Here is a 19,111-nt window from a genome sequence, read left to right on the forward strand (position 1 = left end):
AAAGTGGAGCTCATTCCCTTTCACGGCCTCATAAAACATAAACTACATGAATTTTAAGGAGGATTTTCGAATGGCTAAGGAAAAATTCGACCGTTCAAAAACACATGCCAATATCGGTACAATTGGTCACGTTGACCATGGTAAAACAACTTTAACAGCTGCTATCACTACTGTTCTTGCTAAGAAAAGTGGTAAAGGTGCAGCAATGGCTTACGACATGATCGACGCTGCTCCAGAAGAGCGCGAGCGTGGAATCACAATCTCAACTGCACACGTTGAGTACGAAACTGACACTCGTCACTATGCACACGTTGACTGCCCAGGACATGCTGACTATGTTAAAAACATGATCACTGGTGCTGCTCAAATGGATGGCGGTATCTTAGTAGTATCTGCTGCTGATGGTCCAATGCCACAAACTCGTGAGCACATCCTTCTTTCTCGTCAAGTAGGTGTACCTTACCTAGTTGTATTCTTAAACAAATGTGACATGGTAGACGACGAAGAGCTACTTGAATTAGTAGAAATGGAAGTACGTGACCTTCTTTCTGAATACGACTTCCCTGGTGACGATGTACCAGTAATCAAAGGTTCTGCTCTTAAAGCTCTTGAAGGTGAAGCTGATTGGGAAGCTAAAATCATCGAGCTTATGGACGCTGTTGATGAGTACATCCCAACTCCAGAACGTGACACTGAAAAACCATTCATGATGCCAGTTGAGGACGTATTCTCAATCACTGGTCGTGGTACAGTTGCTACAGGTCGTGTAGAGCGTGGACAAGTTAAAGTTGGTGACGTTATCGACATCATCGGTTTAACTGAAGAGCCAAAATCTACTACTGTAACAGGTGTAGAAATGTTCCGTAAGCTTCTTGACTATGCTGAAGCTGGCGACAACATCGGTGCTTTACTTCGTGGTGTAGCACGTGAAGAAATCCAACGTGGACAAGTATTAGCTAAACCAGGCTCAATCACTCCACACACTAAATTTACTGCTGAAGTATACGTTCTTTCTAAAGACGAAGGTGGACGTCACACTCCATTCTTCACAAACTACCGTCCACAGTTCTACTTCCGTACAACTGATGTAACTGGTATTTGTAACTTACCTGAAGGCGTAGAAATGGTAATGCCTGGCGACAACATCGAAATGACTGTTGAACTTATCGCTCCAATCGCGATTGAAGAAGGTACTAAATTCTCAATCCGTGAAGGTGGACGTACAGTAGGCGCTGGCGTTGTAGCTAAAATCAGCGAGTAATTTCTCGTTTCAGTAAAGGGAGTAGGGTAACCTACTCCTTTTTTTATTTGGTGATAAAAGGTAAAGATAGTTTTTACTATTACACTTGCAAAATGATCTCCTTTTATATATAATGAAAAAAGTGTGCGACACATAAAAAAGTTTTTTAACTTTATTGTTGCAATATGAACCCATTTTTAGTATAATAAAAATGTTGGTCTTTGACTGCGATGATGCGGAAGGTTGCCGACACACCCGGCCGCTTTGCCATGGCGAGTGTGGGGAAATTTCCGCGGAGAATGTCTATTGTAAAATAGGCGAAAAAGGAGGGAAAATAATGGCAAAAGAAAAAATTCGCATTCGTTTAAAAGCATATGATCACAGAATTCTTGATCAATCTGCTGAGAAAATCGTAGAAACTGCAAAACGTTCTGGTGCGGCTGTATCTGGTCCGATTCCATTACCGACTGAAAAATCAATTTATACAATTCTACGTGCAGTACACAAATATAAAGATTCTCGTGAGCAGTTCGAAATGCGCACGCATAAACGCTTAATTGATATCGTGAATCCAACACCACAAACTGTTGATTCATTAATGCGTTTAGACTTACCATCTGGTGTAGATATCGAAATTAAACTTTAATTTAAAATAAAGAATGAAAAGATACTTAGGAGGTGTGACTAATGGCCAAAGGAATCTTAGGAAGAAAGATCGGTATGACTCAAGTATTTGCTGAAAATGGTGACTTGATCCCAGTAACAGTAATTGAAGCTTCTGCTAACGTAGTTCTTCAAGTTAAAAACGCTGAGACAGACGGTTACGAAGCAATCCAATTAGGTTTCGAAGATATCCGTGAAAAACTATCTAACAAACCTGCAAAAGGACATGCTACTAAAGCTAATACTGCTCCTAAGCGCTTCATCCGTGAGTTACGCGGTGTGGACGCTTCAGCATATGAAGTTGGTCAAGAAGTCAAGGTTGATATTTTCGCAGAAGGCGATGTAATTGATGTAACAGGAATCTCAAAAGGTAAAGGTTTCCAAGGTGCTATTAAACGCCACGGACAATCTCGCGGACCTATGTCTCATGGTTCTCGCTACCACCGTCGCCCAGGTTCAATGGGTCCTGTAGCTCCAAACCGCGTATTCAAAGGTAAATTATTACCAGGACGCATGGGTGGAGAGCGCATCACTGTGCAAAACTTATCAATCGTTAAAGTTGACGCAGAACGCAATCTTTTATTAGTAAAAGGTAACGTGCCAGGAGCTAGAAAATCTCTAGTTACTGTTAAATCTGCAGTTAAATCTAAATAATAATTCTTCGAGAAAGGAGGAATAACCAATGCCAAAAGTAGCATTGTTTAACCAAAACGGTGAAAACGTTGGAGAAATCGAACTTCAAGATGCCGTTTTCGGTATCGAACCAAACAACAAAGTACTTTTCGACGCGATCGTAATGCAACGCGCATCTCAACGTCAAGGTACTTCTAAAGTTAAAAATCGTTCTGAAGTAAGAGGCGGTGGCCGTAAGCCATGGCGTCAAAAAGGTACTGGTCGTGCTCGTCAAGGATCTATCCGTTCTCCACAATGGCGTGGTGGTGGCGTAGTATTTGGTCCAGTTCCAAGAAGCTATAGCTACAAATTACCTAAAAAAGTTCGTCGTTTAGCAATTAAGTCTGCATTATCAACTAAAGTTCAAGATAACAGCATCGTTGTTCTTGAAGCTCTTTCTTTTGATGCTCCAAAAACAAAAGAAATGGTAGCAGTTCTTAAAAACCTAACAGTAGAACGCAAAGCATTAGTAGTAACTGCTGATCTTAACGAAAACGTTGCACTTTCAGCACGTAATATTCCTGGTGTAACAGTTGTTGCAGCTAATGGTTTAAGCGTATTAGACGTTATGAACCATGATAAGCTTGTAATCACTAAAGACGCAGTTGAAAAAGTAGAGGAGGTGCTTGCATAATGAAAGATCCTCGTGATATTATTAAGCGCCCCGTAATTACAGAACGTTCAACAGACTTAATGGCTGAGAAAAAATATACGTTTGATGTTGATGTAAGAGCTAATAAAACTGAGGTTAAAGATGCTATCGAAAAAATCTTTGACGTAAAAGTTGAAAAAGTAAACATCATGAACTACAAAGGTAAATTCAAGCGTGTAGGTCGCTACAGTGGTCTTACTAACCGTCGTCGTAAAGCGGTAGTAACACTAACTCAAGAGAGCAACGAAATCGAATTCTTCGAAGCTTAAGATTACTAGAGAAGGAGGGAAATTGAGATGGCGATTAAAAAGTATAAACCAACCTCAAATGGTCGTCGTGGCATGTCAGTTTCTGATTTCGCTGAAATTACTACTGACAAACCAGAAAAATCGTTACTTGCACCTGTCAAGAGAAAAGGTGGTCGTAACAACCAAGGTAAATTGACTGTTCGTCACCAAGGTGGTGGGCACAAGCGTCAATACCGTATCATCGATTTTAAACGCGATAAAGATGGAATACCTGGACGCGTTGCTACAATCGAATATGATCCAAACCGTTCAGCTAACATCGCATTAATTCATTATGCTGATGGTGAAAAACGTTACATTCTTGCTCCTAAAAACCTAAAAGTAGGTTTAGAAGTTATGTCAGGTCCTGAAGCTGACATTAAAGTAGGTAACGCGCTTCCTTTAGCTAACATTCCTGTTGGTACAGTAGTACACAACATCGAATTGAAACCTGGTAAAGGTGGACAATTAGTTCGTTCTGCAGGTACATCTGCTCAAGTACTTGGTAAAGAAGGTAAATACGTATTAGTACGTTTAACTTCTGGTGAAGTACGCATGATTCTTGCAACTTGTCGTGCAACTGTAGGTCAAGTTGGTAACGAACAACACGAGTTAATCAACATCGGTAAAGCCGGTCGTTCTCGTTGGTTAGGTATCCGTCCAACTGTACGTGGTTCTGTAATGAACCCTAACGATCACCCACACGGTGGTGGTGAAGGACGTGCTCCAATCGGACGTAAGTCTCCAATGAGTCCATGGGGTAAACCAACACTTGGTTACAAAACTCGTAAGAAGAAAAACAAATCCGATAAATTTATCGTTCGTCGTCGTAAAAAATAACGGGATTGAGCTACGGTTCAAACGAACCGTAGGACAATCACGAAGGGAGGTTCATTTATGGGTCGCAGCTTAAAGAAAGGACCTTTTGTAGATGACCATTTAATCAACAAAATTGAGAAGTTAAACGAAACTGACAGCAAGCAAGTAGTAAAAACTTGGTCTCGTCGTTCAACTATCTTCCCTCAGTTCATTGGTCATACAATTGCTGTATATGACGGTCGTAAACATGTACCAGTTTATGTTACTGAAGACATGGTAGGTCACAAACTTGGTGAATTCGCACCATCTCGTACTTACAAAGGTCACGCAAGTGATGATAAGAAAACAAGACGCTAATATGAGAGGAGGCTTTTAAATGCAAGCTAAAGCTGTCGCGAGAACAGTACGTATTGCTCCTCGTAAAGTTCGTTTAGTTGTAGATTTAATTCGAGGTAAGCAAGTGGGTGAAGCGCTAGCAGTGCTACTTCACACGCCAAAGGCTGCTTCTCCAGTCGTTGAGAAAGTATTAAAATCTGCTATTGCCAATGCAGAACACAATTATGAAATGGACGCTAACAATTTAGTTATTACTGACGCTTTTGTTAACGAAGGTCCAACTTTAAAACGTTTCCGTCCACGCGCTATGGGACGTGCAAGCCAAATTAACAAGCGCACAAGCCACATCACAATCGTGGTATCAGAAAAGAAGGAGGGATAATTCATGGGTCAAAAGGTAAATCCGGTCGGTCTTCGCGTCGGTGTCATCCGTGATTGGGAATCAAGATGGTTCGCTGGCAAAGACTACGCTGACTTATTACATGAAGACTTAAAAGTACGTGAATATATCGCTAAACGTTTAAACGATGCAGCTGTTTCTAAAGTTGAAATCGAACGCGCTGCTAACCGCTTAAACGTAACGATCCACACTGCAAAACCTGGTATGGTAATTGGTAAAGGTGGTACTGAAGTAGAATCACTTCGTAAAGCTCTTAACCAATTAACAGGCAAGCGTGTACACATTAACATCCTTGAAATTAAACGAGCAGATTTAGATGCTAAACTAGTAGCTGAAAACATCGCTCGCCAACTTGAGAACCGTGTATCATTCCGTCGTGCTCAAAAGCAAGCTATCCAACGTAGCATGCGTGCTGGCGCACAAGGTATCAAAACAATGGTATCTGGTCGTTTAGGCGGAGCTGATATTGCTCGTTCTGAATATTACAGTGAAGGTACAGTTCCACTTCATACACTTCGCGCTGATATTGACTATGCTCACGCTGAAGCAGATACTACTTATGGTAAACTTGGTGTGAAAGTATGGATCTATCGTGGAGAGGTTCTTCCTACTAAAAAGAAAACTGAGGAAGGAGGAAAATAATTATGTTATTACCAAAACGCGTTAAATATCGTCGCGAACATCGCGGAAAAATGCGTGGACGCGCTAAAGGTGGTACGGAAGTACATTTCGGTGAATTCGGTTTACAAGCTACTGAAGCTTCTTGGATTACAAACCGTCAAATCGAAGCTGCTCGTATCGCAATGACTCGTTACATGAAACGTGGCGGTAAAGTATGGATTAAAATTTTCCCTTCTAAACCTTATACTGCTAAGCCTCTAGAAGTCCGAATGGGTTCTGGTAAAGGTGCTCCTGAAGGTTGGGTAGCAGTTGTTAAACCTGGAAAAGTAATGTTTGAAATTTCAGGTGTATCTGAAGAGGTTGCACGTGAAGCTTTACGTTTAGCTGCACACAAGCTACCTATAAAATGTAAGTTTGTAAAACGTGAAGAAATTGGTGGTGATTCTAATGAAAGCTAATGAAATTCGTGACCTTACCACTGCTGAAATTGAACAAAAAGTTAAGGCTTTAAAAGAAGAGTTGTTTAACCTTCGTTTCCAATTAGCGACTGGACAATTAGAGAATACTACTCGTATTCGTGAAGTGCGCAAATCGATCGCTCGTATGAAAACTGTAGTTCGTGAAAGAGAGATTGCTGCTAATAAATAATTAAGTCTGAGAGGAGGCTTTCAGAATGAGTGAACGCAACCAACGTAAAGTTTACACTGGCCGCGTAGTTTCTGACAAAATGGATAAGACTGTTACTGTTCTTGTTGAAACTTACAAAAAGCATTCGCTTTATGGCAAGCGTGTAAAATACTCAAAGAAATTCAAAGCTCACGATGAAAACAATACAGCTCAACTAGGCGATATCGTGAAGATCATGGAAACTCGTCCGTTATCAGCTACTAAACGTTTCCGTCTAGTAGAAGTTGTAGAAAAAGCTGTTATCATCTAATAGTTAAGATAGATCGGATAAGAATGATTCATCCGAAGGGAGGTTTCGTACATGATTCAACAAGAATCTCGTTTAAAAGTTGCAGACAACTCTGGTGCACGTGAGGTACTTACTATTAAAGTACTTGGTGGTTCAGGTCGCAAGACAGCAAACATTGGTGATGTTATCGTTTGTACGGTGAAACAAGCAACACCAGGAGGCGTTGTTAAAAAAGGTGACGTTGTTAAAGCTGTTGTTGTACGTACAAAAAGTGGTGTTCGCCGTACTGACGGTTCTTACATCCGTTTCGACGAAAATGCTTGCGTAATCATCCGTGACGACAAAGGACCACGTGGTACTCGTATCTTCGGACCAGTTGCTCGTGAATTACGTGATAACAACTTCATGAAGATCGTATCATTGGCTCCAGAAGTTATCTAATTGATATATAGAACAAATACAAAATGCCTTTTAAGGAGGTGCGAATAGGATGCATGTTAAAAAGGGCGACAAAGTAGTGGTTATCTCTGGTAAAGACAAAGGTAAGCAAGGTGAAGTACTTGCAGCTTTCCCAAAGAAAGACCGTGTACTTGTTGAAGGCGTGAACGTTGTTAAAAAACACTCTAAACCTTCTCAAGTAAATCCACAAGGTGGAATCGTTAGCCAAGAGGCACCTATCCACGTATCAAACGTAATGCCGTTGGATCCTAAATCTGGTGAGCCAACTCGTGTTGGGTACCAAGTTATCGATGGCAAAAAGGTACGTGTAGCAAAAAAATCTGGTGAAACTTTAGATAAATAATTAATGAAATGTGAAGGGAGGTTTAGTTCACATGAACCGTCTTAAAGAGAAATTTACAAAAGAGATTACTCCTGCTCTAGTTAGCAAGTTTAATTATGAATCTGTAATGCAAGTGCCAAAAATCGACAAGATCGTAATCAACATGGGTATCGGTGATGCTGTTTCTAACTCAAAAGCTTTAGATAACGCTGTTGAAGAACTAGCTGAAATCACTGGTCAAAAACCTGTTGTAACTCGTGCGAAAAAATCTATCGCTGGTTTCCGTCTTCGTGAAGGTATGCCAATCGGTGCGAAAGTTACTTTACGCGGCGAGCGTATGTACGAATTCTTCGATAAATTAGTATCAGTATCACTTCCACGTGTGCGTGATTTCCGTGGTGTATCTAAAAAAGCATTTGATGGTCGTGGAAACTACACGTTAGGTGTTAAAGAACAATTGATCTTCCCAGAGATCGATTATGATAAAGTAACTAAAGTTCGTGGTATGGATATCGTTATTGTTACAACAGCAAACACTGATGAAGAAGCTCGTGAGCTTTTAACTCAGTTCGGTATGCCATTCCAGAAGTAATAACTGCCAACGTTAAGCAGAGGAGGCGAAAATGTGGCTAAAAAATCAATGATTGCGAAGCAAAAACGCCAGCAAAAATTCCAAGTACAAGAGTATACACGTTGCGAACGTTGTGGACGTCCACACTCAGTACTACGTAAATTCAAGCTTTGCCGTATTTGTTTCCGTGAGCTTGCTTATAAAGGTCAAATTCCTGGTGTTAAAAAAGCTAGTTGGTAAAACCCAAGTTTGGGAAGGAGGTAAATTAATATGGTAATGACTGATCCTATTGCAGATTTACTAACTCGTATCCGCAATGCGAACATGGTTCGTCATGAGAAAATTGAAGTTCCTGCTTCTAACATTAAGAAGCAAATTGCAGAAATCCTTAAGCGTGAGGGTTTCGTACGTGATGTAGAATACATCGAAGACAACAAACAAGGTATTATCCGTATCTTCTTAAAATACGGTTCAAATAACGAACGTGTAATTACAGGCTTAAAACGTATCAGTAAACCTGGTCTACGTGTTTATGCAAAAAATAACGAAGTACCACGTGTACTTAACGGTTTAGGTATCGCAATCGTTTCTACTTCTCAAGGTGTTTTAACTGACAAAGAAGCTCGTCAAAAGCAAGCTGGTGGAGAAGTATTAGCGTACGTTTGGTAATAAGTTTTAAATGTGAATGGAGGTGTAACTATGTCACGTGTTGGTAAAAAGCCTTTAGAACTTCCAGCAGGTGTTACAGTTACGAACGAGAGCAACACTGTAACTGTAAAAGGACCAAAGGGTGAATTAACTCGTACATTCCACCCTGAAATCGAAATTAAAGTTGAAGACAACGTATTAGTTGTTAATCGTCCTAGTGACAATAAAGAGCACCGCGCTCTTCACGGAACTACTCGTAGCCTTTTAGGTAACATGGTTGAAGGTGTTACTAAAGGATTCGAACGTGGTTTAGAATTAGTCGGTGTAGGTTACCGTGCACAAAAATCTGGTAGCAAATTAGTATTGAGCGTTGGATACTCTCACCCAGTTGAGATTACTCCTGAAACAGGAATCGAAATCGAAGTTCCTTCTCAAACTAAGATCGTTATTAAAGGTATTGATAAAGAACGCGTAGGTGCATTAGCTGCAAATATTCGTGACGTTCGTCCACCAGAGCCTTACAAAGGTAAAGGTATTCGTTACGAAGGCGAATATGTACGTCGTAAAGAAGGTAAAACTGCTAAGAAGTAATGCCGGTTAGGTAAAAGAAAGGAGTGCCCGAAATGATCACGAAGCTTGATAAAAACAAAGTTCGTAAAAAAAGACATGCTCGTGTTCGTGCGAAGTTATCTGGAACTGCAACTCGTCCGCGTTTAAACGTGTTCCGTTCTAATCAACATATTTACGCACAAGTTATCGACGATTTAAATTCAGTAACAATCGCAAGTGCTTCAACGTTAGATAAAGACCTGACTTTAGAAAGCACTGGTAACACTGAAGCTGCTATCAAAGTTGGCGAATTAGTCGCTAAACGCGCAGTAGAAAAAGGTGTAAACGAAGTAGTATTCGACCGTGGCGGTTATTTATATCATGGCCGTGTTAAAGCATTAGCTGACGCTGCTCGTGAAGCTGGATTACAATTCTAATTGTAAAAGGAGGGAAAATCATGCGTCGTATTGATCCAAATAAATTAGAGCTTGAAGAACGTGTTGTTACCGTTAACCGCGTAGCTAAAGTTGTGAAAGGTGGACGTCGTTTCCGCTTCGCTGCATTAGTTGTAGTTGGTGACAAAAACGGTCACGTTGGATTCGGTACTGGTAAAGCACAAGAGGTACCAGATGCAATCCGTAAAGCAATTGAAGATGCGAAGAAAAACTTAATTACTGTACCTATGGTTGGTACAACTATTCCACACGAAATCCTTGGACAATTTGGTGCAGGTCAAATTTTCTTAAAACCTGCTTCTGAAGGTACAGGAGTTATCGCTGGTGGCCCAGTTCGTGCGGTACTAGAATTGGGTGGAGTAAGTGATATTCTATCTAAATCTTTAGGTTCAAACACTCCAATCAACATGGTACGTGCAACTCTTAACGGTTTAGCTAACCTAAAACGTGCTGAAGATGTTGCAAAACTACGTGGCAAGACTGTAGAAGAACTGTTAGGATAAGGGAGGGATATGGAATGGCAAACAAACTAGCAATTACCCTTACTCGTAGCGTAATTGGTCGTCCAGAAGATCAACGTGTAACTGTTCGTACACTTGGCCTACGTAAGTTAAATCAAACTGTCGTTCAAGACGATAATCCTGCAATTCGCGGAATGATTAACAAAGTAGCTCACCTTGTTACAGTAAAAGAGCAATAAGTATAAATTGTCACTCTAAGGAGGTGCTCCGGAATGAAACTTCATGAATTGAAACCAGCTGAAGGTTCACGTAAAGTACGTAACCGTGTAGGTCGTGGTACTGGTTCAGGTAACGGAAAGACTTCAGGTAAAGGTCACAAAGGGCAAAACGCTCGCTCTGGCGGTGGCGTAAGACCTGGCTTCGAAGGTGGTCAAACTCCTTTATTCCGTCGTCTTCCAAAACGTGGGTTCACTAATATCAATCGCAAAGAATACGCGATCGTTAATTTAGAAGCTCTTAACCGTTTTGAAGATGGAACTGAAGTAACACCAGAATTATTAATCGAAACTGGTTTAGTAAGCAAAGCAAAAGCTGGCGTTAAAGTACTAGGAAACGGTACATTAAACTCTAAGCTAACTGTTAAAGCTGCTAAATTCTCTTCAACTGCTAAAGAAGCTATCGAAGCTGCTGGCGGTACAGTTGAGGTGATCTAATGTTTCAAACAATCTCCAATTTAATGCGCGTGCGTGAAATAAGACAAAAAATCTTTTTCACTTTGTTAATGTTAATTGTCTTCCGAATTGGTACATTTATTCCTGTACCTAGTGTTAATACGGATGTACTGAAATTGCAAGATGGGTTAAATGTATTCGGAGTTCTGAATACATTTGGCGGCGGCGCGTTAAAAAACTTCTCCATTCTTGCTATGGGCATTATGCCTTATATTACAGCATCCATCATCGTCCAATTATTGCAGATGGATGTTGTACCTAAGTTTACAGAATGGTCAAAGCAGGGAGATGTTGGGCGCCGTAAATTAGCTCAAGTAACTCGTTATGGAACAATTGTGCTTGGATTTATCCAGGCTTTAGGTATGTCTATAGGATTCAACAATATTTCGGGCGGACAATTGATCGCTAATCCAGGAATTTCTACGTATCTTCTAATTGCTACAGTGTTAACGGCAGGTACTGCCTTCTTAATGTGGTTAGGAGAGCAGATTACTGCAAAAGGCGTAGGTAATGGTATTTCTATCATTATCTTTGCTGGGATTGCAGCTGGTATTCCGACAACATTAAATCAAATTTATGCACAGCAATTTGAAGACGTTGGGGATCAATTATTCATTCGTATCGTAACGGTAGTTTTAATTGCGATTGCAGTTTTAGCTATTATTGTTGGGGTTATTTATTTCCAACAAGCGCTACGAAAAATTCCTATTCAATATGCAAAGGGTTCAGCTGGTCGTAATCCTGTTGGAGGTCAATCCACTCATTTACCGTTAAAAGTAAATGCTGCTGGGGTTATTCCTGTTATCTTTGCAGTTTCATTTATTATCACACCACCAACAATTGCATCATTTTTCGGTCCAAATGATGTAACGACGTGGATTCAGAATACATTTGACTATACTAAGCCAATTGGTATGATAGTGTATGTAGCGTTAATCATTGCTTTTTGTTACTTCTATACATTTGTTCAAGTTAACCCTGAACAAGTAGCAGAGAACTTGAAAAAGCAAGGTGGCTACATCCCAGGCATCCGTCCTGGTAAAAGCACACAAGCTTATTTAACGAAAGTGTTATATCGTCTGACATTAATCGGTTCGATATTCCTTGCGTTAATTGCTGTGTTGCCGGTTCTGTTCATCAAAATTGCAAACTTACCATCATCTGCTCAGATCGGCGGTACTAGTTTGTTAATTGTTGTCGGTGTAGCTCTTGAGACAATGAAACAGCTTGAGAGTCAATTAGTGAAACGCCATTATAAGGGATTTATTAAGTAAAGCTGTTTAGTGGGAAGCAAGCTGCTTTCCCATTAAACGGATAAGATACTGAGGGGGAAGCAAGAAATGAATTTAGTGTTAATGGGCCTTCCTGGTGCTGGGAAAGGTACTCAAGCAGAAAAAATCGTTGAGCATTACGATATCCCTCATATCTCAACAGGAGATATGTTCCGAGCTGCAATTAAAGAAGGAACGCAACTAGGTTTAAAAGCTAAATCATTTATGGACCAAGGTAACCTTGTTCCTGATGAAGTAACAATTGGAATTGTGCGCGAGCGTTTAAACAAACAAGATTGTGAAAACGGCTTTTTACTTGATGGCTTCCCGAGAACAGTAGCCCAAGCAGAAGCTCTTGAAACAATTACAAAAGAACTAAACAAGCAAATTGATTATGTGATTAATATTGATGTAGATCAAAGCATTTTAATGGAGCGTCTTACTGGACGCCGCATTTGTAAAGATTGCGGAGCTACTTACCACTTAGTATTCAATCCTCCTGCGAAAGAAGGAGTTTGTGACAAATGTGGCGGAGAGCTTTATCAACGTGCAGATGACAATGCTGAGACGGTTTCAACTAGACTTTCAGTTAATGTTAAACAATCTCAACCTCTACTTGATTTCTATCAAGAAAAAGGTTATCTACGCAATATTAATGGTAATCAAGATATTAACATTGTGTTTGAGGATGTTCGTCAATTACTTGCTGGGGTTAAGCAATGATCATTTGCAAGACACCAGAGGAAATTGAGGTCATGCGTGAAGCTGGACGAATCGTGGCTTTAACTCATCAAGAGTTAAAAAAGCATATCGCTCCAGGTATTACGACTATAGAATTGGATGCAATTGCTGAAAATTTTATTCGTCAACATGATGCAATTCCGTCTTTTAAAGGGTATAATGGTTTTCGCGGCAGTGTATGTGCTTCTGTGAATGAAGAATTAGTTCATGGTATTCCGGGTGAACGCAAGCTTAATGAAGGGGATATCATCAGTTTAGACATCGGAGCTAAATTCGGTGGCTATCACGGTGATTCAGCTTGGACATATGGAGTAGGAAAGATTTCATTAGAAAATCAAGAGCTGCTTGATGTGACTGAGCAATCTCTCTACAAGGGATTAGCAGAAGCTAAGCCGGGCGAGCGTTTGTCGAATATTTCACATGCTATTCAACAGTACGCAGAATCACGTAACTTTTCGATTGTAAGAGAATATGTTGGCCATGGGGTCGGCAAAGACTTACATGAAGATCCGCAAGTACCTCATTATGGTCCACCGAATAAAGGACCGCGTCTACGTCCAGGCATGGTATTGGCAGTTGAGCCAATGGTGAATGCTGGTATGCGATATGTAAAGACATTACCTGATAACTGGACAGTTGTCACAGTAGATGGTAAAATGTGTGCGCACTTCGAACATACTATTGCAATTACTGAGACGGGATATGAAATTCTGACAGCATTGTAATGTTAAAGGATGTTATCTCTATCCATTCCTCGCTAGATGCACTGGACAGTAAACAGTAATTATCTAAATTCACGATGATCGTTTTTCGTCTGAATTGCTGTTAAAATGGTAAAGATGTATATTAGCGTCAATCATCTTGAATTTAATGATTACGATCTCCGGATGTTCAGAACAGGTTCTTTTTAAGTCGTTTAATGATAGCTTGTTACTGTTTCAAAGAAAGGAGAGCACTTTAATGGCAAAAGACGATGTAATTGAAGTTGAAGGTACAGTTGCTGAGACTTTACCTAACGCTATGTTCAAGGTAGAATTAGAAAATGGTCATACAGTACTTGCTCACGTATCAGGAAAAATTCGCATGCATTTCATTCGAATCTTACCTGGTGATAAAGTAACTGTAGAATTGTCACCATACGATTTAACTCGCGGTAGAATTACGTACCGTTTCAAATAAAACCTATGCACTCCGTACTATCAAGGAGGTATGAAACATGAAAGTCAGACCATCAGTTAAACCAATCTGCGAAAAATGTAAAGTTATCCGTAGAAAAGGTAAAGTAATGGTAATTTGTGAAAACCCTAAGCATAAACAAAAACAAGGTTAATCAATAAGGAGGTGCACTATTCATATGGCACGTATTGCTGGTGTTGATATTCCTCGTGACAAGCGTGTAGTAATTTCATTAACATACATTTTCGGTATTGGTCGTCCAACTGCTGAAAAAGTTCTAGCTGAAGCTGGAGTTTCTGAAGATACTCGCGTTCGTGACTTAACAGAAGAAGAATTAGGTAAAATTCGTGATATTTTAGATAGCTATAAAGTAGAAGGCGATCTTCGTCGTGAAGTTTCTTTAAACATCAAACGTTTAATTGAGATTGGTTCATACCGTGGTATCCGCCACCGTCGTAGTTTACCAGTTCGTGGTCAAAACAGTAAAAACAATGCTCGTACACGTAAAGGCCCACGCCGTACTGTAGCGAACAAGAAGAAATAATTAGTAAGGGAGGTCATTAACAGATGGCACGTAAAACTAATACACGTAAACGTCGCGTGAAAAAGAATATTGAAGCTGGTGTAGCTCATATTCGCTCAACGTTTAACAACACTATTGTAACAATTACAGATGTTCACGGTAATGCGATTGCTTGGTCTAGTGCAGGCGCACTTGGCTTCAGAGGTTCTCGTAAATCTACTCCATTTGCTGCGCAAATGGCTGCTGAAACTGCTGCTAAAGTTTCTATGGATAACGGAATGAAAACTCTTGAAGTTACAGTTAAAGGCCCTGGTGCTGGTCGTGAAGCAGCTATCCGTGCTCTTCAAGCTGCAGGTTTAGAAGTAACAGCTATTAAAGATGTTACTCCTGTACCTCACAACGGATGCCGCCCACCAAAACGTCGTCGTGTATAATTAATATGTATAGATTCTATTTCGTTGTCTATAATGATGATGGTGTAGAATTTATTCATGCAACGAAATGTTTTCCATTTGTTGTGCACATTCGGGAACTGTCTAATAGGGAATTTCGGTTAGGCATTTGAGAAATCAGCCGTCTAGCCGAGGTTTCGACGTTTTGAAGGAGGGTTTATATTGATAGAGATTGAAAAGCCAAAAATCGAAACGGTAGAAATCAGCGATGATAGAAAGTACGGTAAATTCGTCGTCGAACCACTTGAGCGTGGATATGGTACTACTTTGGGTAACTCCTTACGTCGTATCCTATTATCCTCACTCCCTGGTGCAGCTGTAACATCTATTCAAATTGAAGGTGTATTACATGAATTTTCAACAGTTCCTGGAGTTGTTGAAGATGTAACAAACATCATTTTAAACGTTAAAAAGTTAGCGTTAAAGATTTACTCTGATGAAGAGAAAACACTTGAGATCGATGTTAAAGGTCCTGGTACAGTAACGGCTGCTGACATTCAAGCAGACAGTGATATCGAAGTTCTAAATCCAGATCTTCATATTGCAACACTTGAGTCAGATGCTCATTTCCGTATGAGACTTACTGCTCGCACAGGTCGAGGTTATAATCCTGCCGATGCTAACAAGCGTGAAGACCAACCAATTGGTGTACTTCCAATTGATTCAATCTATACGCCTGTTACTCGCGTATCGTATTATGTAGAGAATACTCGTGTTGGTCAAATGACAAATTACGATAAGTTAACGTTGGATGTTTGGACTGACGGTAGCATCGAGCCAGAAAAAGCTGTTGCTTTAGGTGCAAAGATTCTAACTGAACACTTAAATATCTTCGTTAACTTAACAGATGAAGCTCAAAAAGCAGAGATCATGGTAGAAAAAGAAGAAGATCAGAAAGAAAAAGTTCTAGAGATGACGATCGAGGAACTGGATTTATCTGTTCGTTCTTACAACTGCTTAAAACGAGCAGGCATCAATACTGTACAAGAGCTTGCTAATAAAACAGAAGAAGATATGATGAAAGTTCGTAACTTAGGCCGTAAATCTTTAGAAGAAGTTAAAGCTAAACTTGAAGAATTAGGTTTGGGTCTACGTAAGGACGACTGATTATATCTACCTGTTTAACTACTTAACAAAGGAGGGGACCTCACATGTCTTACCGTAAATTAGGTCGTACAAGCGCACAACGCAAGGCGCTTCTTCGTGATTTAACAACTGATTTAATCATCAGTGAACGCATTGAGACAACTGAAGCTCGTGCAAAAGAATTACGTTCAACTGTTGAAAAAATGATTACTTTAGGTAAACGTGGAGATCTACACGCTCGTCGTCAAGCTGCATCTTACATCCGTAATGAAGTAGCTAACGAAGAAGCTGGTCAAAGCGCTTTACAAAAACTATTCAGCGATATCGCTACTCGCTACGAAGATCGCCAAGGCGGTTACACTCGTATCTTAAAAGTTGGACCTCGCCGTGGTGACGGTGCTCCAATGGTTATCATTGAATTAGTTTAATATTTTTAATACAGATAGAAAAGGGCGAGACAGTGTGTAACTAGTCGTTGCCCTTTTTTTATACCTAAAACCGGGTAAATAGCGTAAAAAATCAATGTAGGCAATGCTGCAATAGAAAAAGCTGAGAGGAAGATAGCGTTGAAAGAAATGTCTTTAGAGGTAAAAGATTTATGCTTTCGATACGATCCTGAAGCAGACCTAACATTAGATCACCTTTCTCTCTCTGCTTATAAAGGTGAATGGTTAGCGATTGCTGGACATAATGGATCTGGTAAGTCGACGCTGGCACGAATTCTAAACGGCCTTTTGCTACCTGAAAAAGGAACGGTTCGAGTGGGCGATACGCTTTTATCTGAAGAAACAATATGGGATGTGCGCAAGCAGATTGGAATGGTGTTTCAAAATCCAGATAATCAATTTGTTGGCTCAACCGTTCAAGACGATATTGCGTTTGGGCTTGAAAATAACGGGATTCCATTTGAGATTATGGAAAAACGTATACCTGAAGCAATCGACATGGTCAATATGAGTGCTTTTCTGGATCAAGAGCCTCATCAGCTATCAGGTGGACAAAAACAGCGTGTGGCCATTGCGGGTATAATTGCCGTACAGCCATCTGTCATCATTCTAGATGAAGCAACATCTATGTTAGATCCTATTGGGCGAACTGAAGTGCTTGAAACTGTTAGAAAATTAAAAGAAGAAAAACAACTGACGGTTATTTCAATTACTCACGATTTAGATGAAGTAGCAATGGCTGACAGAGTCGTTGTGATGAACAAAGGGAAGATCTATGCAACAGGTACTCCACGCGAAGTATTTGCATTAGGTTCCAAGTTAACGGATATTGGACTAGACTTGCCGTTTTCCGTTAAACTAAGCCATCGTTTTGCTTCCGTAGGAATTCCTTTATCAAAAATTCATTTAACAGATGAGGACTTGGTGGACGAACTATGGACATTATATTCAAAGAAGTAGAGCATCGTTATCAAGTTAATACACCATTTGAACGAATTGCTCTACATGACTTAAATTTAAACATTCAATCAGGTACATTTTTGGCTGTTATTGGCCATACTGGTTCTGGGAAATCAACAATCATACAGCATCTGAACGCCTTATTGAAACCAACTGCTGGTGAAATTCAAATCGGTGAGCGCACCATTAAAGCCAATCGAAAAGAAAAGAATTTAAAAGCTATTCGTCAGCAAGTAGGCGTGGTGTTTCAATTTCCAGAACATCAGCTTTTTGAAGAAACGGTGGAAAAAGATATAGCTTTTGGGCCAATGAATTATGGCGTTTCGGAAGAAGAAGCAAAGCAAAAAGCAAGAGAGCTTATCAAGTTAGTAGGGTTGCCAGAAGACATTCTCACCAGATCTCCTTTTGATTTGAGTGGTGGACAAATGCGTCGTGTAGCGATAGCAGGTATTCTAGCGATGAATCCTAGTGTGCTAATTTTAGATGAACCAACTGCTGGATTGGACCCTAGAGGGCGTCAAGAAATTATGAATATGATTTATCATCTTCATAAAGAAAAAGGCTTGACGACGATTCTCGTGACTCACAGCATGGAAGATGCAGCTATGTACGCAGATGAACTAATTGTGATGAATAAGGGAACGATTGCGATGAAAGGATCACCTAGAGAAGTATTTGGTCAGCATACGCAGCTAAAAGAATATGGATTGGATGTTCCAGAATCACTTCGCTTTATGCTGAAGCTGCAAGAGAAATTTCAGCTTGAAGCATCGGATACGGTTATTACCTTTTCTGAAGTGGTAGAGAAAGTGGAGCACCTTATGCAGCAAGGTGAACGATTATGATGAACTCAATCATTATTGGTAAGTATGTGCCGGGTCATTCTGTTGTCCATCGAATGGATCCCCGAGCCAAGCTGCTTCTTGTATTTGCGTATGTATTAATTGTGTTTTTAGCAAATAACCCTATCGGCTATGCTTTTTTAGGTGTGTATACCCTTATGATAGTGGCCATGAGTAAAGTGCCCGTTTCGTTTATTTTAAGAGGGTTAAAGCCCGTTATGTTTATTATTATCATCACGTTTCTTTTGCACATTTTTATGACAAAGGAAGGTCCTCTTTTGTTTGAATGGGGATGGTTTTCTGTCTATAAAGGCGGCCTTATTCAAGGTGTTTTAATTTCCTTGCGCTTCTTGTTCTTAATTTTAATTACGACGATGCTAACTTTAACGACTACGCCTATTGAAGTAACAGATGGAATGGAAAGCTTGCTGAATCCATTTAAAAAGCTCAAGCTTCCTGTACACGAATTAGCTTTAATGATGTCCATTTCTCTTCGCTTTATTCCTACATTGATGGAAGAGACAGATAAAATTATTAAAGCGCAGACAGCACGAGGAGTGGACTTTAGCAGCGGCCCCATTGCGGATCGTTTGAAAGCTGTGGTTCCTTTGCTTGTTCCTCTATTTATAGGTTCATTTAAGCGTGCTGAAGAGCTGGCTATTGCCATGGAGGCAAGGGGTTATAAAGGCGGAGAAGGGCGTACAAAGTATCGTCAATTGAAATGGGGAAGCATAGATACAATTATGCTTTTACTTCTGCTGCTAGTAGCAGTTGTTTTAGTGCTGATTAGAACGTAAAGATTGTTTGGTGAA

Annotated in this window: 34 protein-coding genes; all 34 read left to right on the forward strand. The window is 40.2% G+C overall.

Features of this window, described 5'->3' with window-relative positions; translation table 11 throughout:
- Nucleotides 1-70 precede the first annotated feature (70 nt).
- On the forward strand, nucleotides 71-1,261 hold the full coding sequence (gene tuf, locus AC1D0Y_RS25525) for an elongation factor Tu (protein WP_013081371.1): 1,191 nt from the start codon (nucleotides 71-73) through the stop codon (nucleotides 1,259-1,261).
- Between the two features lie 316 nt (nucleotides 1,262-1,577).
- Nucleotides 1,578-1,886, forward strand: coding sequence for a 30S ribosomal protein S10 (rpsJ, locus tag AC1D0Y_RS25530; RefSeq protein ID WP_013054926.1), 309 nt, complete (start codon nucleotides 1,578-1,580; stop codon nucleotides 1,884-1,886).
- 41 nt (nucleotides 1,887-1,927) lie between these two features.
- The gene (gene rplC, locus AC1D0Y_RS25535; protein ID WP_013054927.1) at nucleotides 1,928-2,557 is read left to right on the forward strand and encodes a 50S ribosomal protein L3; all 630 of its coding nucleotides are present in this window, start codon (nucleotides 1,928-1,930) and stop codon (nucleotides 2,555-2,557) included.
- Between the two features lie 28 nt (nucleotides 2,558-2,585).
- The gene (gene rplD / locus AC1D0Y_RS25540) at nucleotides 2,586-3,209 is read left to right on the forward strand and encodes a 50S ribosomal protein L4 (RefSeq protein WP_013054928.1); all 624 of its coding nucleotides are present in this window, start codon (nucleotides 2,586-2,588) and stop codon (nucleotides 3,207-3,209) included.
- Nucleotides 3,209-3,496, forward strand: coding sequence for a 50S ribosomal protein L23 (gene rplW, locus AC1D0Y_RS25545; protein ID WP_013054929.1), 288 nt, complete (start codon nucleotides 3,209-3,211; stop codon nucleotides 3,494-3,496). Before rplD ends, rplW begins: the two co-directional genes overlap by 1 nt.
- 27 nt (nucleotides 3,497-3,523) lie before the next feature.
- Nucleotides 3,524-4,354: a 50S ribosomal protein L2 gene (gene rplB, locus AC1D0Y_RS25550; RefSeq protein ID WP_013054930.1), complete on the forward strand. Its 831-nt coding sequence runs from the start codon at nucleotides 3,524-3,526 to the stop codon at nucleotides 4,352-4,354.
- 57 nt (nucleotides 4,355-4,411) lie between these two features.
- Nucleotides 4,412-4,690: a 30S ribosomal protein S19 gene (gene rpsS / locus AC1D0Y_RS25555; protein ID WP_013054931.1), complete on the forward strand. Its 279-nt coding sequence runs from the start codon at nucleotides 4,412-4,414 to the stop codon at nucleotides 4,688-4,690.
- 19 nt (nucleotides 4,691-4,709) lie between these two features.
- On the forward strand, nucleotides 4,710-5,051 hold the full coding sequence (rplV, locus tag AC1D0Y_RS25560) for a 50S ribosomal protein L22 (protein WP_013054932.1): 342 nt from the start codon (nucleotides 4,710-4,712) through the stop codon (nucleotides 5,049-5,051).
- Nucleotides 5,052-5,054: 3 nt separating this feature from the next.
- Nucleotides 5,055-5,711: a 30S ribosomal protein S3 gene (rpsC, locus tag AC1D0Y_RS25565; RefSeq protein ID WP_013054933.1), complete on the forward strand. Its 657-nt coding sequence runs from the start codon at nucleotides 5,055-5,057 to the stop codon at nucleotides 5,709-5,711.
- A gap of 2 nt (nucleotides 5,712-5,713) precedes the next feature.
- Nucleotides 5,714-6,148, forward strand: a complete 435-nt coding sequence (gene rplP, locus AC1D0Y_RS25570; protein ID WP_060747341.1) for a 50S ribosomal protein L16 — start codon at nucleotides 5,714-5,716, stop codon at nucleotides 6,146-6,148.
- The gene (gene rpmC, locus AC1D0Y_RS25575) at nucleotides 6,138-6,338 is read left to right on the forward strand and encodes a 50S ribosomal protein L29 (protein ID WP_013054935.1); all 201 of its coding nucleotides are present in this window, start codon (nucleotides 6,138-6,140) and stop codon (nucleotides 6,336-6,338) included. The genes rplP and rpmC overlap by 11 nt, the downstream gene beginning before the upstream one ends.
- A gap of 25 nt (nucleotides 6,339-6,363) precedes the next feature.
- Complete coding sequence (gene rpsQ, locus AC1D0Y_RS25580) at nucleotides 6,364-6,627, forward strand: 30S ribosomal protein S17 (protein ID WP_013054936.1); 264 nt, start codon at nucleotides 6,364-6,366, stop codon at nucleotides 6,625-6,627.
- Between the two features lie 51 nt (nucleotides 6,628-6,678).
- The gene (rplN, locus tag AC1D0Y_RS25585) at nucleotides 6,679-7,047 is read left to right on the forward strand and encodes a 50S ribosomal protein L14 (RefSeq protein WP_013054937.1); all 369 of its coding nucleotides are present in this window, start codon (nucleotides 6,679-6,681) and stop codon (nucleotides 7,045-7,047) included.
- A 49-nt stretch (nucleotides 7,048-7,096) separates the two neighbouring features.
- Nucleotides 7,097-7,408: a 50S ribosomal protein L24 gene (gene rplX / locus AC1D0Y_RS25590; RefSeq protein WP_013054938.1), complete on the forward strand. Its 312-nt coding sequence runs from the start codon at nucleotides 7,097-7,099 to the stop codon at nucleotides 7,406-7,408.
- Between the two features lie 31 nt (nucleotides 7,409-7,439).
- Complete coding sequence (gene rplE, locus AC1D0Y_RS25595) at nucleotides 7,440-7,979, forward strand: 50S ribosomal protein L5 (protein ID WP_013054939.1); 540 nt, start codon at nucleotides 7,440-7,442, stop codon at nucleotides 7,977-7,979.
- Between the two features lie 33 nt (nucleotides 7,980-8,012).
- Nucleotides 8,013-8,198 (forward strand): type Z 30S ribosomal protein S14, encoded by a 186-nt coding sequence (locus AC1D0Y_RS25600; RefSeq protein WP_013054940.1) that lies wholly within the window; start codon nucleotides 8,013-8,015, stop codon nucleotides 8,196-8,198.
- Between the two features lie 30 nt (nucleotides 8,199-8,228).
- The gene (gene rpsH, locus AC1D0Y_RS25605; RefSeq protein WP_028410368.1) at nucleotides 8,229-8,627 is read left to right on the forward strand and encodes a 30S ribosomal protein S8; all 399 of its coding nucleotides are present in this window, start codon (nucleotides 8,229-8,231) and stop codon (nucleotides 8,625-8,627) included.
- A gap of 30 nt (nucleotides 8,628-8,657) precedes the next feature.
- Nucleotides 8,658-9,197 carry a 50S ribosomal protein L6 gene (rplF, locus tag AC1D0Y_RS25610; protein WP_013054942.1) on the forward strand — a complete coding sequence of 180 codons (540 nt, stop codon included), beginning with the start codon at nucleotides 8,658-8,660 and terminating at the stop codon, nucleotides 9,195-9,197.
- A gap of 32 nt (nucleotides 9,198-9,229) precedes the next feature.
- Nucleotides 9,230-9,592 (forward strand): 50S ribosomal protein L18, encoded by a 363-nt coding sequence (rplR, locus tag AC1D0Y_RS25615; protein WP_013054943.1) that lies wholly within the window; start codon nucleotides 9,230-9,232, stop codon nucleotides 9,590-9,592.
- A 20-nt stretch (nucleotides 9,593-9,612) separates the two neighbouring features.
- Entirely contained in the window at nucleotides 9,613-10,113 is a 501-nt protein-coding gene (gene rpsE / locus AC1D0Y_RS25620) for a 30S ribosomal protein S5 (RefSeq protein ID WP_013054944.1), read from the forward strand.
- 14 nt (nucleotides 10,114-10,127) lie between these two features.
- A complete protein-coding gene (gene rpmD, locus AC1D0Y_RS25625; protein ID WP_013054945.1) occupies nucleotides 10,128-10,310 on the forward strand; it encodes a 50S ribosomal protein L30 in 183 nt (60 codons plus the stop codon).
- Between the two features lie 33 nt (nucleotides 10,311-10,343).
- Complete coding sequence (rplO, locus tag AC1D0Y_RS25630) at nucleotides 10,344-10,784, forward strand: 50S ribosomal protein L15 (protein ID WP_013054946.1); 441 nt, start codon at nucleotides 10,344-10,346, stop codon at nucleotides 10,782-10,784.
- Entirely contained in the window at nucleotides 10,784-12,076 is a 1,293-nt protein-coding gene (gene secY / locus AC1D0Y_RS25635) for a preprotein translocase subunit SecY (protein ID WP_013054947.1), read from the forward strand. The genes rplO and secY overlap by 1 nt, the downstream gene beginning before the upstream one ends.
- A 66-nt stretch (nucleotides 12,077-12,142) precedes the next feature.
- On the forward strand, nucleotides 12,143-12,796 hold the full coding sequence (locus AC1D0Y_RS25640) for an adenylate kinase (protein WP_013054948.1): 654 nt from the start codon (nucleotides 12,143-12,145) through the stop codon (nucleotides 12,794-12,796).
- Nucleotides 12,793-13,539, forward strand: a complete 747-nt coding sequence (gene map / locus AC1D0Y_RS25645) for a type I methionyl aminopeptidase (RefSeq protein ID WP_014462024.1) — start codon at nucleotides 12,793-12,795, stop codon at nucleotides 13,537-13,539. Before AC1D0Y_RS25640 ends, map begins: the two co-directional genes overlap by 4 nt.
- Before the next feature lie 235 nt (nucleotides 13,540-13,774).
- The gene (infA, locus tag AC1D0Y_RS25650) at nucleotides 13,775-13,993 is read left to right on the forward strand and encodes a translation initiation factor IF-1 (protein ID WP_010285101.1); all 219 of its coding nucleotides are present in this window, start codon (nucleotides 13,775-13,777) and stop codon (nucleotides 13,991-13,993) included.
- 37 nt (nucleotides 13,994-14,030) lie between these two features.
- Nucleotides 14,031-14,144 carry a 50S ribosomal protein L36 gene (gene rpmJ, locus AC1D0Y_RS25655; RefSeq protein WP_003156543.1) on the forward strand — a complete coding sequence of 38 codons (114 nt, stop codon included), beginning with the start codon at nucleotides 14,031-14,033 and terminating at the stop codon, nucleotides 14,142-14,144.
- Nucleotides 14,145-14,168: 24 nt separating this feature from the next.
- A complete protein-coding gene (rpsM, locus tag AC1D0Y_RS25660) occupies nucleotides 14,169-14,534 on the forward strand; it encodes a 30S ribosomal protein S13 (RefSeq protein ID WP_013054950.1) in 366 nt (121 codons plus the stop codon).
- A 23-nt stretch (nucleotides 14,535-14,557) separates the two neighbouring features.
- On the forward strand, nucleotides 14,558-14,947 hold the full coding sequence (gene rpsK, locus AC1D0Y_RS25665; protein ID WP_013054951.1) for a 30S ribosomal protein S11: 390 nt from the start codon (nucleotides 14,558-14,560) through the stop codon (nucleotides 14,945-14,947).
- A 180-nt stretch (nucleotides 14,948-15,127) separates the two neighbouring features.
- Nucleotides 15,128-16,072, forward strand: a complete 945-nt coding sequence (locus AC1D0Y_RS25670) for a DNA-directed RNA polymerase subunit alpha (protein ID WP_013054952.1) — start codon at nucleotides 15,128-15,130, stop codon at nucleotides 16,070-16,072.
- A gap of 44 nt (nucleotides 16,073-16,116) precedes the next feature.
- On the forward strand, nucleotides 16,117-16,479 hold the full coding sequence (rplQ, locus tag AC1D0Y_RS25675; RefSeq protein WP_013054953.1) for a 50S ribosomal protein L17: 363 nt from the start codon (nucleotides 16,117-16,119) through the stop codon (nucleotides 16,477-16,479).
- A 138-nt stretch (nucleotides 16,480-16,617) separates the two neighbouring features.
- Complete coding sequence (locus AC1D0Y_RS25680) at nucleotides 16,618-17,457, forward strand: energy-coupling factor ABC transporter ATP-binding protein (RefSeq protein WP_028410399.1); 840 nt, start codon at nucleotides 16,618-16,620, stop codon at nucleotides 17,455-17,457.
- On the forward strand, nucleotides 17,433-18,302 hold the full coding sequence (locus tag AC1D0Y_RS25685) for an energy-coupling factor ABC transporter ATP-binding protein (protein ID WP_028410398.1): 870 nt from the start codon (nucleotides 17,433-17,435) through the stop codon (nucleotides 18,300-18,302). Before AC1D0Y_RS25680 ends, AC1D0Y_RS25685 begins: the two co-directional genes overlap by 25 nt.
- The gene (locus tag AC1D0Y_RS25690) at nucleotides 18,299-19,096 is read left to right on the forward strand and encodes an energy-coupling factor transporter transmembrane component T family protein (protein WP_060747342.1); all 798 of its coding nucleotides are present in this window, start codon (nucleotides 18,299-18,301) and stop codon (nucleotides 19,094-19,096) included. Before AC1D0Y_RS25685 ends, AC1D0Y_RS25690 begins: the two co-directional genes overlap by 4 nt.
- The last annotated feature ends 15 nt before the right edge of the window (nucleotides 19,097-19,111 follow it).

This window comes from Priestia sp. P1_B12_1 (assembly GCF_056406695.1).

Bases quoted from the DNA above. Each gene is read 5' to 3' on its own strand.
- rpsK (WP_013054951.1), top strand. From the start codon at position 14,558: ATGGCACGTAAAACTAATACACGTAAACGTCGCGTGAAAAAGAATATT.
- rpsC (WP_013054933.1), top strand. From the start codon at position 5,055: ATGGGTCAAAAGGTAAATCCGGTCGGTCTTCGCGTCGGTGTCATCCGT.
- rplB (WP_013054930.1), top strand. From the start codon at position 3,524: ATGGCGATTAAAAAGTATAAACCAACCTCAAATGGTCGTCGTGGCATG.
- secY (WP_013054947.1), top strand. From the start codon at position 10,784: ATGTTTCAAACAATCTCCAATTTAATGCGCGTGCGTGAAATAAGACAA.
- AC1D0Y_RS25685 (WP_028410398.1), top strand. From the start codon at position 17,433: ATGGACATTATATTCAAAGAAGTAGAGCATCGTTATCAAGTTAATACA.
- rplQ (WP_013054953.1), top strand. From the start codon at position 16,117: ATGTCTTACCGTAAATTAGGTCGTACAAGCGCACAACGCAAGGCGCTT.
- rpmC (WP_013054935.1), top strand. From the start codon at position 6,138: ATGAAAGCTAATGAAATTCGTGACCTTACCACTGCTGAAATTGAACAA.
- infA (WP_010285101.1), top strand. From the start codon at position 13,775: ATGGCAAAAGACGATGTAATTGAAGTTGAAGGTACAGTTGCTGAGACT.
- rplD (WP_013054928.1), top strand. From the start codon at position 2,586: ATGCCAAAAGTAGCATTGTTTAACCAAAACGGTGAAAACGTTGGAGAA.
- rplF (WP_013054942.1), top strand. From the start codon at position 8,658: ATGTCACGTGTTGGTAAAAAGCCTTTAGAACTTCCAGCAGGTGTTACA.
- tuf (WP_013081371.1), top strand. From the start codon at position 71: ATGGCTAAGGAAAAATTCGACCGTTCAAAAACACATGCCAATATCGGT.
- rpsJ (WP_013054926.1), top strand. From the start codon at position 1,578: ATGGCAAAAGAAAAAATTCGCATTCGTTTAAAAGCATATGATCACAGA.
- rplR (WP_013054943.1), top strand. From the start codon at position 9,230: ATGATCACGAAGCTTGATAAAAACAAAGTTCGTAAAAAAAGACATGCT.
- rplE (WP_013054939.1), top strand. From the start codon at position 7,440: ATGAACCGTCTTAAAGAGAAATTTACAAAAGAGATTACTCCTGCTCTA.
- AC1D0Y_RS25640 (WP_013054948.1), top strand. From the start codon at position 12,143: ATGAATTTAGTGTTAATGGGCCTTCCTGGTGCTGGGAAAGGTACTCAA.
- rplW (WP_013054929.1), top strand. From the start codon at position 3,209: ATGAAAGATCCTCGTGATATTATTAAGCGCCCCGTAATTACAGAACGT.
- AC1D0Y_RS25690 (WP_060747342.1), top strand. From the start codon at position 18,299: ATGATGAACTCAATCATTATTGGTAAGTATGTGCCGGGTCATTCTGTT.
- rpsM (WP_013054950.1), top strand. From the start codon at position 14,169: ATGGCACGTATTGCTGGTGTTGATATTCCTCGTGACAAGCGTGTAGTA.
- rpsQ (WP_013054936.1), top strand. From the start codon at position 6,364: ATGAGTGAACGCAACCAACGTAAAGTTTACACTGGCCGCGTAGTTTCT.
- rpsE (WP_013054944.1), top strand. From the start codon at position 9,613: ATGCGTCGTATTGATCCAAATAAATTAGAGCTTGAAGAACGTGTTGTT.
- rplC (WP_013054927.1), top strand. From the start codon at position 1,928: ATGGCCAAAGGAATCTTAGGAAGAAAGATCGGTATGACTCAAGTATTT.
- rpsH (WP_028410368.1), top strand. From the start codon at position 8,229: ATGGTAATGACTGATCCTATTGCAGATTTACTAACTCGTATCCGCAAT.
- rplP (WP_060747341.1), top strand. From the start codon at position 5,714: ATGTTATTACCAAAACGCGTTAAATATCGTCGCGAACATCGCGGAAAA.
- rplX (WP_013054938.1), top strand. From the start codon at position 7,097: ATGCATGTTAAAAAGGGCGACAAAGTAGTGGTTATCTCTGGTAAAGAC.
- rpmJ (WP_003156543.1), top strand. From the start codon at position 14,031: ATGAAAGTCAGACCATCAGTTAAACCAATCTGCGAAAAATGTAAAGTT.
- rplV (WP_013054932.1), top strand. From the start codon at position 4,710: ATGCAAGCTAAAGCTGTCGCGAGAACAGTACGTATTGCTCCTCGTAAA.
- rpmD (WP_013054945.1), top strand. From the start codon at position 10,128: ATGGCAAACAAACTAGCAATTACCCTTACTCGTAGCGTAATTGGTCGT.
- rplO (WP_013054946.1), top strand. From the start codon at position 10,344: ATGAAACTTCATGAATTGAAACCAGCTGAAGGTTCACGTAAAGTACGT.
- rpsS (WP_013054931.1), top strand. From the start codon at position 4,412: ATGGGTCGCAGCTTAAAGAAAGGACCTTTTGTAGATGACCATTTAATC.
- rplN (WP_013054937.1), top strand. From the start codon at position 6,679: ATGATTCAACAAGAATCTCGTTTAAAAGTTGCAGACAACTCTGGTGCA.
- map (WP_014462024.1), top strand. From the start codon at position 12,793: ATGATCATTTGCAAGACACCAGAGGAAATTGAGGTCATGCGTGAAGCT.